General features: G+C 30.7%; 8 protein-coding genes. 1 reads left to right on the top strand and 7 read right to left on the bottom strand.

From position 1 onward, the window contains the following. Positions 1 to 64: 64 nt before the first annotated feature. The 7 genes from FVE73_RS08290 to FVE73_RS08260 all read right to left on the bottom strand — a co-directional run bounded on the left by FVE73_RS08290 (position 65) and on the right by FVE73_RS08260 (position 13490). Positions 65 to 1810 carry a L,D-transpeptidase family protein gene (locus FVE73_RS08290; protein ID WP_018498123.1) on the bottom strand — a complete coding sequence of 582 codons (1746 nt, stop codon included), beginning with the start codon at positions 1808 to 1810 and terminating at the stop codon, positions 65 to 67. A 34-nt stretch (positions 1811 to 1844) separates the two neighbouring features. Then, positions 1845 to 3491 carry a L,D-transpeptidase gene (locus FVE73_RS08285; protein WP_018498122.1) on the bottom strand — a complete coding sequence of 549 codons (1647 nt, stop codon included), beginning with the start codon at positions 3489 to 3491 and terminating at the stop codon, positions 1845 to 1847. 513 nt (positions 3492 to 4004) lie between these two features. Continuing rightward, positions 4005 to 5210, bottom strand: a complete 1206-nt coding sequence (locus FVE73_RS08280) for a MalY/PatB family protein (RefSeq protein WP_018498120.1) — start codon at positions 5208 to 5210, stop codon at positions 4005 to 4007. Positions 5211 to 5227: 17 nt separating this feature from the next. After that, positions 5228 to 6808 (bottom strand): SEL1-like repeat protein, encoded by a 1581-nt coding sequence (locus tag FVE73_RS08275; RefSeq protein WP_018498119.1) that lies wholly within the window; start codon positions 6806 to 6808, stop codon positions 5228 to 5230. A 41-nt stretch (positions 6809 to 6849) separates the two neighbouring features. Continuing rightward, positions 6850 to 7344 carry a pyridoxamine 5'-phosphate oxidase family protein gene (locus FVE73_RS08270; protein WP_018498118.1) on the bottom strand — a complete coding sequence of 165 codons (495 nt, stop codon included), beginning with the start codon at positions 7342 to 7344 and terminating at the stop codon, positions 6850 to 6852. A 39-nt stretch (positions 7345 to 7383) separates the two neighbouring features. Further along, positions 7384 to 9054: a formate--tetrahydrofolate ligase gene (locus FVE73_RS08265; protein ID WP_018498117.1), complete on the bottom strand. Its 1671-nt coding sequence runs from the start codon at positions 9052 to 9054 to the stop codon at positions 7384 to 7386. 92 nt (positions 9055 to 9146) lie between these two features. Beyond that, positions 9147 to 13490 carry a PolC-type DNA polymerase III gene (locus FVE73_RS08260; RefSeq protein WP_018498116.1) on the bottom strand — a complete coding sequence of 1448 codons (4344 nt, stop codon included), beginning with the start codon at positions 13488 to 13490 and terminating at the stop codon, positions 9147 to 9149. Between the two features lie 231 nt (positions 13491 to 13721). On the opposite strand from FVE73_RS08260, the gene nadE reads away from it, so the two are divergent. Next, on the top strand, positions 13722 to 14459 hold the full coding sequence (nadE, locus tag FVE73_RS08255; protein ID WP_018498115.1) for an NAD(+) synthase: 738 nt from the start codon (positions 13722 to 13724) through the stop codon (positions 14457 to 14459).

The following is a 14459-nucleotide window of genomic DNA, read 5'->3' as shown; positions in this document are numbered from 1 at the left end:
AGGGTGTTTTTATTTTAAAAAAATATAAAAAATTAAGCCCCAAAATAGGGCTTAAATAAATTTTTTATTTAACCAGCATTACAGTAGGAACACTAGGAACTCTGTAACCTTCCTTGTGTCCTGGTGTAGAATTTCCTAACCAGTCGTAAATAAATTTAATTTGATCATCATAATGTCTTATACATTTGTGTGATTCTGGATAAGTTCCAATTTTTTTGGCTGTTGCAGCTTTTCTTTGTTCTCTTGTATTTTTTGGTTCAAATAAAGATGGAATACTGTGCATATAGCCACCACCACTAAATCTTACTGCATTTTTGGCATCTCCTACGACAGTTTTATTATCTGAACCTGTGTATTGCATTACAGGTTTAGAATAAGCAATTAAGAATGTTCCATAGGGAGTGGCAAATGAATTTCCACTATCTTTTCCAGTTGTTACAAATGAAGAAGTTACAACATTCCAGTTATTTCCAGATTTTTCAATAACCATTTCATTTTGACTAGCTCTGTCAACATAGATAAATCTAGTTATTTCCCCTGTAATTCCAGCATCTTTTAAATACTTACCTGTAGAAGGTTTTAAATAATAAATACCGTTATCATAAGCATCTATTTTAACTTTTATATATTTATCATTTTGTTCATCAATAACCATAATAGTTCTGTCTGGAATATTTATATAATCTTTAAAAGTTTTATCTAAATATCCAAATTCACTTTGGTTAGCACGATTTCCAAATTTATCTCGCTTTCCATTTTCTCCACCACCAAGAGGAGTATAGTCATCTAAAACATATAATTTTTTATTTGCTGAAAGTGCTTCGTTTATGAATTTATTTGTTTTTTCAACTTTATTCATCATATCGTTCCAGTCAAATTCTCTCTTTTCAGCAGCAGATTTTGGAATGTACCCAAGCTGATTGTCAAAAAATATTTCATACCATTCATCTGATTTATTTCCAACAATACCTGTAGTTTTGTATTTTTGAGAATAAGAGGCAGATTTTATTGTTTTAGAACTTGAATTTGGCTCTTTTTTTATACTTGTCGCAGTTTTTATGAAAACAAATTCATCCATATCCTTTGGAGAATTTTTATCATATTGAAAATTAAAAGTAAGATTTTTAGGCCTTTGGGCTGAAAATTCTTTTATATAGGAATGAGATCCATTTTGAGAATTTGAATTTTTAGGTGTTTCTATTTTTGTGTTTCCTTTTGGATTATCTTCTTTTTTCATATCAATTGTTTCTTGAGATTCTGTATTATTTTTTATAGTTTTATTATTTTTTTGAGTGTCATTTTGTAAAGTAGGTTTTTTATTTTCATTATTGATTTTAGTTCCTGGTGTTGTTGATGGCTTTGTTATTTCTTGTTTTTCTGAGATTGGAGTTTGTGTATTTTGTTTTGGTTTAGGTGAAACTCCTGACTTTTTAGGATATTCTGCTATAAACCCTTTTATAAAAGTATCAAATTTTGCTTCAAACTCAGATTTACTTATTACTTTTTCCACACTTTTTCCCTTTACAAATTTAGCTTTTTCGCTAAATATGTATGGTGTAAATTTTAGATGGACATTATTTCCATCCACCGCATAATCTACATCAATTTTATCTTTAATTCCATCTCCATCTAGATCAGGTTCTAGGGAAATTTGCTTCCATTCTATTTTCTTCTGTTCAGCTTTTTTTACTTCGATTTTTTTTGTTTCCTTTACCTTTGGTGCTGAAAAAGCATTAATTGAAATTACAGAAAGTATTGCTATTGCTGCTATTAAAAATTTCATTTTTGTTAAATTTATTTTTTTTATCATAAATCTGTTCCTCCTTTTTATTTTAAAACTTATTTTATAAAACTACTGCTATTACAGGTTCTTCAGGTATTGTATTATCTCTGTCCTTAATTTTGCTGTCTGCATTTATCCATTTGACGATAAATCCAATTTGATCATCAAAGTGCCGTACACATTTATGAGACTCTTTATAAGTTCCTATTTTTTGAGCAGTGCTTGTATCTAATGTGGAACCTTTAAATTCAAAGTTTGTTGGGATTCCATGCATATAACCTCCGCCACTGAACCTTACTGCATATTTTGCGCTTCCTGCAACAGCTAAGTCTGATCTTCCTGGAATTGTTTTATCGCCAGGTCTTGCATGTCTTGTAAAAGTCATATAAGGTCTTGTAAAGGCTATTAAGAACGCTCCATGTGGTGTTTCATAAGAACCGTATCCATCTTTTCCAGTTGTTACATAGGAATATGTTATAACTTCATATTTTTGTGTTTCAGGAATTCTCTGGAAAAGAACTTCAGTTTGACTGCTTGGATCAATTGCGATAAATTTATTAACTTCCTCTTTTATATTTTCAACTTTTTGGTAAGTTCCTTGTACTTTCTCAATAAAATAAGGTCCTCCATAAAATGGTGTTTCAATTTTTAACATATTATTTTCTTCACCAATTATTCTAAAAATTGTTTGATCAGGAATATTAATTATTTCTCCTTCTTTCTTAGAATTTGTATAGCCAATAATACTTTGATTATTTTTATTTCCAAATTTATCCTTTTTACTTGGCTTATCACGTGATAGAGGAGCATATTCTGTAATAATATATAATTGTTCATTATCATTTATAGCTTTAGTAATAAAGTCATTCACAATTTCTATTTTATTAATCATTTTATCCCAGTAAAACCCTCTTTTAGAAACATTATCATCTCCACCTGTAATAAATCCCTTAACAGTAGTTGGATTTTCTGCGATAACTTTACCATTTTTATCTTTTTTAACTTTTTTACTTACATTAGTAGTAAATCTTTTTGTAAATTCAGTATAATACCATTTTGTCTGTGCATTTGGAGCATCTGAAACCATATCAAACAGTATTTCAGGTTTTTCGCTAAACCCCAAGTTAGCTATTACACTTCCATTTGGAGCATCTAACATACTTGATGATTTTTTTATGAATAAAAAGTTATTTGTATTTTCAGGAGAATGGTTATTAAATTTTACTTTATCAAAAACAATGTCATTTGTTTTATTATCTCCATAAATTGTAATATATCTAGTTTCATTTGGCTGAATATTTTTAGAATATTCAGGATAATATTCCTTCACTTTATCAAGCATTTTTTGCATTGCTTGAAGTTCCATTATATTAAACTTTTTATCAAAAGTTATTTGATACGTTAAAATATCTTTTCCGCTTTGATTTGTATAAATTGAAACAACGGCTCCAATTAAATTGTCAACTATATTATAAGATATGACAATTTTTTCATCTATTCCATCATTGTTGAAATCATAATCAAATACATCATTTTCATACCCTTTTACTGCAATATTTTCAGAATATTCCTTTGGTAAATTTAAAGGATCTGCATTTATATTAAATCCAATAACTGTATTAATCAGTGCTAACATTCCAATTTCTATTTTTTTTCTTTTTATCTTTTCTTTTCCAGAATTAATGATATTATTTATTTTTTTTCTCACAATTCCCCCTCCAATATTTATTTCCTTTAAAAAATTTGAATTTATTATTAAAAAAGCTATCCACTTTTTTCATTTTTTATATCTCCATCCCTTTCCAAAATTTTTTATTAAAATAAATTATTAAAAATTATGTATTTTTAAGATTTAAAAATTTTGTTATGAGCAATTTACTTTTTTCAGTATATTATACCACAATTCTTATAAAAAAGTAATATATAAAATTAATTTAATTTCATAATAAAATCATTTTTAAAATAAATACAAAAATTATGACTATTTTATATAAAAACTTAGTATTATTTAATGTTAATTCTGAATCTTATTTAATAACAAGAAGTATTACTTTTTCATCAAGTCAAAATTCATAATAAATTTATTATTTATATAATTTACCAGATAGTAATTTTCTTAATCTTTATCTAATAAGAGAGATTTATTTCTTATTTTTAAAAAATAAATATATTTTTATCTTTATAGAACTTGATGTTAAAACGAGCTATTATTCTAAGTAGCTTATTTACAAAATTTTGGATATTCCTTTTTAATTGCATTATAAATTCTCTCTAAAACCGCCTCAATATATCTCGTAGGCACAGCCAAATTAATTCTCTCAAATCCAGAACCGGCTTTTCCAAAAATATATCCCTCATTAAAAAATGCATTCGCCTTTTTCGTCATAAATGCTTTCAATTCTTCGTCTTTCAATCCTAAAGCCCTAAAATCTAGCCATTGCAAATAAGTTCCTTCAATTAACGGAGCTTTAAATCCAATAAACTTTTCTTCAAAAAATTGTTTTACCAACTTTTGGTTTTTATCCACTAATTTCAAAAACTGATTAAACCATTCTTCTGCTTCATTATATGCCAATTCACAAGCCTTAAATCCAAGTGCTGCAAACACATGTGAACCATCTTTCGTCATTTGAGCCTCAAACTGTTTTCTCAACTTCTTATTTTTAATGATAATATTCGATACTCCAATTCCAGCCAAATTAAAACTTTTAGTAGGTGCAGTACATGTAACTGTTATCTCTGCCAATTCATCCGACAAAGTCTGCAAAACAGTATGCTTAAATCCAGGCATCAAAATATCACAATGAATCTCATCAGAAATAATTATTAAATCATTCTCCAATGCAATCTTTCCTATCTTTTCAAGCTCTTTCCTTTTCCAAACTCTTCCAACTGGATTATGCGGACTACACAAAATCAACATTTTATTATTCTCATCTTTTGCAAACTCTTCAAACTTCTCAAAATCAATTTCATAATATCCGTCAATTTCAATCAATCCGCAATCGACAATCTTTCTATTAGAAGATTTAATCGCATTATAAAAAGGATAATACACTGGTGTAAAAATAATCACACCCTCATCCTCTTGTAAATAAGCCTTCACCCCTGTATAAAGTGCCGCAACTACACCACTAGTGCAAACAATCCAATCTTTTTCCACTTTAAAATTATGCCTTCTCTTCATCCACGAAATAACCGCTTCATAATATTTATTAGTTGCTCCAGTATAACCTAAAATCACCTCATCAATATATTTTTTCAATCCTTCTCTTATTTCAGGAGCAATCTTTAACTCCATATCCGCCACAGAAAACGGAACAATATCATCTGATAAATTAGGCACTTCTCTGTACATTGCTTCCCATTTAAATGAACCTTGTCCTTTTCTGCTTAAAAGTGTTTCAAAATCGTAATTTTCTGACATTTTTTCACCTTCTATCGTTAATTATTTTTCAATTCTGAATTATTCTGTAATTTTTTTAATTTTGCCAATGCTTCTTGCTCTATTTTACACGTTGGATAACCTTTCAACGAATCTAATACTTTACCATAATATTCTTTCGCAAGTTCTATATTGTTATTTTCTTCATAATAATTTCCAAGGTTGAAAAATGCTAAAGGATTACCTTTTTCAGCTGATTTCAGATAAAGTTTCATTGCTTCTTCTTTATTTCCTTCCTCACTATAAATATTAGCAAGATTATTCATTGCAGTTGTCTCTCCTTTTTCAGCTGCTTTTTTATACCATTTTTTAGAATCTTCAATTCTATTCTGTTCAGAAGCAAAAAGACCTAACTCATACATTGCATCAACATGATCTTTTTCTGCGGCTTTTTTTAACCACATGTCAACTTCTTCTGTATATTTACCAGTTTCTGAATAAACAGATAGTGCATAACTAAACATACATTCGTTATCTCCAAATTCAATTCCTTTCAAAATATATTCTTTGTATTTTTCTATATTTCCTTTTTGTCTATTTATTACTGCTAAATTATAATAACATTCCTTTATCCCATATTTTTCAACCAATATTTTTAAATATTTTTCAGCTTTATCAAAATCTCCACTGGTTAGATAGACATTTGCTTGACTGTTATAAACATTTATTAATTTTTTAACAGCACTTTCTTTAAGATGTGGGATTTTTTCTATCACTTCCTGAAAATACTTCTCAGCTTTATCAAAATTTCCAATTTCATAATAAACATATCCTAAATTATATTTTGCTTCTAAAAATCCCAATTTTTCAGACTTTAAGTACCATTTTTCAGCCATTTTATAATCTTTTTTATGAAAATAAAGATTTCCTAAGCTTAAAAAATCTTCTCCTCTTTTAGCTTCATCTCTTTCAATTAACTCTCTAAACTTTTCTATATTTTCAGTTGTTTGATAAAGATTGAATAATTTATCCTTTGAATCAGGACTTCCATTTTCCAAAGCCATTTTATAATATTTTTCAGAATTTTCAAAATCATTTTCAGCAAAATATGCATCACCTAAACAATTAGGAGCATACTTATCATCTTTCTTATTTTTTAATATTGTAAAATTTATTTCTTTCACTTTATCGTAATTATCTTGAAACATATAATAATTTGACATGTAGGCTAATACATCATAATCTTCCTTATCATCAAGTTTATTGTACCATTCCAGCATTTTTTCTTCATTATTATTTTTTGCATAAAATATAGCAAGACTTTTCTTTGCTATGTTTTCTCCTTGATTTGCAGCCTTTAAACAATATTTTTCATACATTTCATCATCTTTATCCATATAAAAAGTAGCTAACATTGTTGAAGCAGGAGGAAAATAATCTTCTATTCGTTCAAAATACAATTTTGAAACTTCTGGATAAAGTTCCCTTGTATCCATTCCCAACTTCATCATTTCATCAATTTGTTCTTTTGTTAAATTTTCTCCTGCCTTATTTATATGTTCTCTTGCAATTTTTAAATATTTTTCTTCTTCGTTATTCTTATTTCGGAATTTATTTATTATTTTTCCAAATATTCCCAATTATTTCACCATCCAGTTCTTGTACTATACAAGTGCAATTTCTACTCGTGCTCCTTACAGCTCATCTCCTCAACCGCAAGTTTAAACACACAAACCGCCTTCAGCATTTTCTCGTCAAATTCCCATTCTGCTTTTCCAGTATTATGTTTCATCAGTTCCAGCAACGCCTTCATTTTTTCCTGTGAATCTTCAATAATCTCAACTTTCCCATTTCCAATTACACTTTGAAATCTGGCGGTATAATTGCAAGCTTTATCACCTTTTGTGTAAATTTTGTGATTTGTGTCAAGTTCAAATCCTACGTAGTTATTTTGTTTTATTATATCAAGTTTTCTCCCTGTTCTTGCACCGTGAAAATAAAATGTATAGTTTCCATTTTCTTCGGTAAAGCCAAAATTTAGTGGGACGATGTAGACTTTTCCGTTATCGTTTAAGCCAAGACGGCAACAGTCACAGGCTTTTATAATTTCTTTTATTTTTTCGTTGTCTGTAATTTCTCTGTCCCGTCTTCGCATTTTTACTTTTGTATTTTCCATTTTTATGTTTTTCCATTCTATTATATCTGTATATTAAATTTAAAATAATCCTGAAATTACTCCATTTTCATCAATGTCAATTAACTCTGCCGCTGGCTTTCTAGGTAATCCTGGCATATCTATAATTTCTCCAGCCATTGCTACTAAGAATCCTGCTCCAGCTGATAATCTTACTTCATTGATTGTAATTGTGAAGCCTGTTGGTCGTCCCAGCAGATTCGGGTTGTCTGACAATGATTTTTGTGTTTTTGAGATACATATTGGCAATTTATCGTAGCCGTTTTCCACGTATTTTTTAATATTGTTAAGTGCTTTTGGGGCAAAATTTACTCCATCTGCTCCGTAAATTTCTTTTGCTATTTTTTCTATTTTTTCTTGAATTGACAAGTTCAAATCGTAAAGTGGAGTGTATTTTTTATCTGATTTTTCATTCTTTTCAATGGCGTTCATAACTTTTTCCACAAGCTCTTTTCCACCTTCTCCACCTTTTTCCCAGATTTCACAGTTGGCAACTTCCACGTCCATTTTTGCACAAAAATCTTTTATCACTTGAATTTCAGCATCAGTATCAGTTATAAATTTGTTAATCGCCACAACAACTGGTAAATTATACTTTTGCATACTTTCAATATGTTTTTCAAGGTTTACAAGTCCTTTTGTCAATGTTTCGATATTTTCTGACTTCAAGTCCTTATCTCCGCCGTGATGCTTCAATGCACGAACTGTCGCAACAATTACAATAACATTTGGCTCCAAGTTCCCAAGCCTAGCTTTTATATCCAAAAATTTCTCAGCTCCCAAATCAGCCGCAAATCCAGCTTCCGTAACTACATAATCCGACAATTTCAATGCCATTTTTGTAGCCAGCAACGAATTACATCCATGTGCAATATTCGCAAAAGGCCCACCGTGAATAAATACAGGCGTATTTTCCAAAGTCTGTACCAGATTAGGCTTTATCGCATCTTTTAGCAATGCCGCAACTGCCCCTTGAATATTAAGCTGCTTAACTTTAAGCATTTCCCCTTTTCTGTTGTATGCAAAAACTATTTCCCCAATTCTTTCCTTCAAGTCGGTAATAGAATCAGCAAGACAGAAAATCGCCATAATTTCTGAAGCAACCGTTATTTGAAACGAATTTTCACGAGGCACGCCATTTACTTTTGGTCCAAGCCCAACGACAATACTTCTCAAATTTCTATCATTCATATCAAGCACACGTTTAAAAGTAATATTATTCACATCAATATCAAGTTCATTTCCAAAATGTATATGATTGTCAATGCACGCAGAAATCAAGTTATGTGCAGCCGAAATTGCATGAATATCCCCCGTAAAATGCAAGTTTATCTCTTCCATAGGTACCACTTGCGACATTCCGCCACCAGCAGCTCCACCTTTCATCCCAAACACAGGCCCCAAAGACGGCTCCCTAAGTGCTGCAATTGATTTGTACCCAAGTTTATTTAATGCTTGAGTCAATCCAACAGTAACAGTTGATTTTCCTTCTCCTGGAGGTGTTGGAGTGACAGCAGTCATTAAAATCAGCTTTCCATCTTTTTTCCCCGCGTTTCTCTTCAACACATCCAAACTAACCTTAGCCTTATATTTCCCATAAGGTTCATAATCATCTTCCATAAGTCCAATACTTTGTGCAATTTCACCAATTTTTTTTAATTTCGCATTTTGAGCGATTTCAATGTCTGTCATCTCTAAGTCCTCCATATTTTTTGTTATATAATATTATATCTTTTTATAATTGTCAATTAGTATTTTATAAATATTTTGATTTTAGATAAAATCTAAAACAATGTCTGTTGATTTGTATCAGACAATTCTTGAAAACATCCGTATTCCTTCATTAATTCCACGATTGTCTTATTCAATTTTGTACGTTTCACTAAATCTTCAATTGATAAAAAACTGTTTTCTTTTCGTTCAGAAACTATGTTTTCAGCAACAGCATCTCCAAGTCCATCCATTGCAATTAACGGCATTCTTATTTTTCCATCCTGTATTGTGAAAAGTTTTGCCTCTGATTTATAAATATCAATTTGGTCTAGTTCAATTTTACGATAATGCATTTCAATTAATATTTCATACAAAAATAATTCCTGCTTTTCTTTAGCATTTAAATTTCCTTTTCTATCCATTTCCATTTTTGCTTTTTTCAAATCATCTATTGGTCTAAACATTGTAGTCATTTTAAAGTCTCCAACTTTTCTGTTTAGAAAAGCTGTGTAGAATTCAATTGGATAATGCACCTTAAAATAGGCGATTCTTACTGCCATCATTACATAAGCCACAGCATGCCCTTTTGGGAACATATATTTTATTTTTTCACATGAATCAATATACCATTGCTCTACACCATGTTCCTTCATTTTTTTAGAAAATTCCTTCCATTTTTCAGGATTTTTAGTAGGCTGCCCCTTTCTGACAAATTCCATTATGGAAAATGCTAATGATTTATCCAGTCCATCATCAATTAATTTATTCATAATGTCATCCCGAACCGTAATAATTTGACTCAAAGTTGCAATTCCACTTCTTACATAATCTTGTGCATTATTCAACCAAACATCTGTTCCGTGTGAAAGTCCAGAAATTCTAACTAATTCAGCAAAAGTTTTTGGCTTTGTATCAACAAGCATTTGCTTTACAAAAGATGTACCAAATTCAGGTATTCCTGATGTTCCTGTTGGAGATTCAATTTCTTCTGAAGTTACACCAAGTGCTTCAGTCCCGCTAAATAAGCTCATTACTTCCTTATCATCAAGTGGAATCGTATAAATATCGACTCCTGTCAAATCCTGTAAAATTCTAAGTGTTGTCGGATCATCGTGTCCTAGAATATCCAGTTTTACAAGCTGTTCATCCATTACGTGATAATCAAAGTGAGTTGTCTTGGAAGTTGACTTCATATCGTTGGCAGGCCGCTGGATTGGACAAAAGTCGTAAATAGATTTATCTTTTGGAACGACTATCATTCCGCCAGGATGCTGTCCAGTTGTTTTTCTCGCACCTTCGCAGCCTTTCGCAATTCTCATGATTTCCGCTTTTCTTTCCTTTATTTCAGGTGTTCCTTCCACTTCTTCAAGATATTTCTTCACATACCCGAAAGCATTCCTTTCAGCAAGCGTAGAAATTGTTCCAGCACGAAAGACATTATCGCTTCCAAACAGCTCTTCCGTATATTTATGAATCTCCCCTTGATATTCACCAGAAAAGTTCAAGTCAATATCAGGCACTTTATCCCCATTAAATCCCATAAATACTTCAAATGGAATAGCGTGCCCATCCTTTATATATTTTGTACCACATTTTGGACAATTCTTGTCGGGATAGTCAACTCCGCTTCCTTCTTCATTCATAAACTCTGTATACTTACAGTTTGGACATCTATAATGTGGATAAAGTCCGTTTACTTCGGTAATTCCCATAAGATAGGCAACAATTGAAGAGCCGACTGAACCACGTGAACCTACAAGATATCCTGCATTTACTGATTTATGTACAAGTTTTTGTGCGATTAGATAAAGTACAGCAAATCCATTTTGAATAATTGAATTAAGTTCCTTTTCCACTCTTTCCTTCAAACTTTCATCAATATTTTCCCCATAAAGTTCCTTAAGTCTTTTGTAAGTCATTTCCCTTACTTCTTCTTCAGCTCCATCAATTTTTGGAGGATAGAATCCAGTTGGAACGGGTCTTACCTGTTCTATCATATTGCTAATTTTATGCGTATTTTCCACGACAACTTCCATAGCTATATCTTCACCCAAATAGTCAAAGGTTTTCAGCATTTCTTCAGTAGTTTTAAAATACAGTTTTCTATCGAAAAATTCATATTCTCTGACTCCTTCTGAAACTTTAGTTTTCCACATTGTTCCGCTTCCCAAAAGCAGGACATTTCTGTTAATTGCTTCCCGCTCTTCAAGGTACTGTGCGTCTCCTGTTGCAACAACAATTTTATTTTGATTTTTTCCAAGTTCATAAAAATATTTATTCATTTCCTTAATTTTATCATAATTGTCAATTTCCTTATCCGCTCTTTCCACCATGTCAGCATAATTTGTATGAGGCTGAATTTCAATATAGTCATAAAATTTTGCCTTTTCCTCAATATCATCTTTTTCTGCTCCACGTAAAAAAAGATTTACAAGTTCTCCCTTATTTCTTTCAGAAGCAGAAGCTGAACTCGCAATTAACAGATTCTTTCTCATGCTATTTAACAAAGTTTTTGGTATTCTAGGTCTACGCATTCCAAAAAATTCTATATTTGAACGTGACACAAGTTCATACAAGTCTCGAAGTCCAGCTTGATTTTTTACCAAAATCATTGTATTCAATGTTTCAGCATTTTGAATATTTGGCTGTAATTCCGTATTAATTTCAGTTAGTTTCATAAGTCCTTTACTTAAAATCATATTTAAAAATTTCTGAAAAACTTCTGCAGTCGCCTTCGCATCATCAACAGCTCTATGGTGCGTTTCAAGTGTAATTTTAAAATAATCTACCAGACTGGCAAGTCCATATTTATTCAATTCTGGAAGCAATGTTCTAGCCAAAGGTAACGTATCAATTACACTTGGAGAATATTCAAGCCTTTGCTCAATAGTTTTTTGCTTTATAAATCCCACGTCAAATTTTGCATTGTGGGCAACAACTGTTGTATCAGCACAAAATTTTAGAAATCTTGGCAGTATAGTTTCTATTTTTTCAGCATTTGCAACCATTTCATCAGTAATCGTTGTAAGTTCTGTTATTTTTGGCGGAATTGGAATTTCAGGATTTACAAATTCAGAAAATTCTCCAATAATTTCCCTTCCACGCATTTTCACAGCCCCAATCTCAATTATTTTGTCATTAAACGGATCAAATCCTGTCGTTTCAATATCGAATACAACATAAATTTCATCTTCAATCATCTTATCCTTAGGATTTGTAATCAAGTCCTGCTCATCATCAACCATATAAGCCTCTAGCCCCAAAATAACTTTAAAATCTTCATTTGCCTCTTTAAATGCAAATGGAAAAGAATGAACTACTCCATAATCTGTCACCGCAATCCCGCTATGTCCAAATTCCTTCGCTCTTTTCGCATAATCCTTAATTGACATAACTCCACTCATTTCACTCATATTTGTATGTGCATGAAGTTCTATTCTTTTTTTGGGAGCATTATCCTCTTTTTTCACATCTTTAGAATCAATGGCTTTAACCTTTTGTGTTCTAACATACATTTCTCCAGTATACATATCCGATTCAAAACTTCCAGTAACTTTTACCCATTCTCCGACTTTTACCTGAATATTCTCATCCATATTAAAGAAAATTCTGCAACTGATAGAATCTGTATAATCTGTAATCATAAAATCACACATAAGTTTACCATTTTTAGTTTCTTTTATATCCAGATTAAATACTTTTCCTTCCAAGGCAACATTATCTCCAATATTCAAAATATCAAGCATAGAAAAAGGCATAGCATCTATATCAGGAATTTTTTTCCGCCTATATCCATTATTATTTCCATTAAAGTTTCCTCCATTTGAATATCCGTTTCCATTATTTGCTCCAGTATTTTCATATTTAGGAAGTTCACTAGCTTTTACTGAATTCAATTTATCTTTAGCATTCAATATTTCTTTAATTTCCTTAAATTCACCATTTATAAATTCAATATTCACTGAATTGTCGCTACATTCACAAATTTTATTTTTCAATTCTTCCTTTGCATCAGTCTTTTGAGCTTCTTCTATCAAATGATGTGATGGCAATTTTATAAATATTGAATTTTCTATACTTTTTACTTCATAAGTTGCGAAAATATACTGATATCTCTTGCTCTCATCCTTATAATTTTCAATCATAAATTTTACAAATCCAGTAACATCTTCTCGAATTAATTCAGGATTAACATCCAACTTAATTTTAAGTTTTACTCCATCTTCAAAACTTTTGTAAAGCGACCATCTTAAATCTTGTATCTCACTATGTGCAGCAAAATTATGAACCCTTACAAATATCTCCATCTCTTTCTTTTTAGAAAATAAATTAACATACTCAATCTCAAAATTTTTAATCCCATATTTTCTAAAAAAATCATTTGATGGCTTAATTTTTAAGTATTTAGTATTCACTTTTTATTTATCCCCCTTACTTTTTTTATTTTTTATATCAAATAATTATAATTCAATACTTATTCTTAAATTCTTTCATTAAGTTATTTTCTTAATTGATGATTTAAAAAATAAATTTAATTATAAAACAAATTTATTATATAATTTTTACAAAGTTTTAGCAACACAATTTTCTTGAAAACCTTGCTATTCACAAAACTTCCAGGTATAATAAAATAAAGAGGTGATTTTATGAAAAATGAAAAAGAAAAAGTTATCGAATGGATAAAAAAATATTTTGAAGAAAATGGAAAAAACTGTAAGGCAGTTGTAGGGATTTCAGGAGGAACAGATTCTTCAGTCGTGACAGCACTTTGTGTAGCGGCTCTGGGACGGGAAAATGTGATAGGAGTTCTTATGCCAAAAGGTATGCAGCATGATATTGATTATTCCAAAAAATTAGTTGAGTTTTTGAAAATAAAGCATTATGAAATAAATGTTGAAAAGCCTGTAAATGATTTAAAAGAACTAATTTTGCAGCAAATGGGAGTAAATCCAGATGAGTTTGACGCCTATAAGACTAATCAGCCTGCTAGAATACGGATGGCTGTGCTTTATGGAATTTCTGCCATTGTTGGCGGGAGAGTGGCTAATACTTGTAATTTGTCGGAAGATTTTGTGGGTTATTCGACAAAATTTGGAGATGCTGCGGGGGATTTTTCTCCAATTTCTGATTTTACAAAAACCGAAGTGCGCAAACTTGGAGCTGAACTTGGACTTCCTGAAATGTTTTTGAAAAAAGTGCCTGAAGATGGAATGAGCGGGAAATCTGATGAGGAAAAATTGGGATTTAGCTACGAAGTTTTGGATGAATATATTAGAACAGGAAATATTTCAGATTTGAGAATAAAAGAAAAAATAGACTATTTACACAAAATAAATTTACACAAAATTTTACCTATGTCATCGTATAAAAAAGGAGAAAAATAA

This window comes from Leptotrichia wadei, from assembly GCF_007990545.2.
GTDB classification, from domain to species: domain Bacteria; phylum Fusobacteriota; class Fusobacteriia; order Fusobacteriales; family Leptotrichiaceae; genus Leptotrichia; species Leptotrichia wadei.
This window is presented reverse-complemented; position numbering and strand designations above follow the sequence as displayed.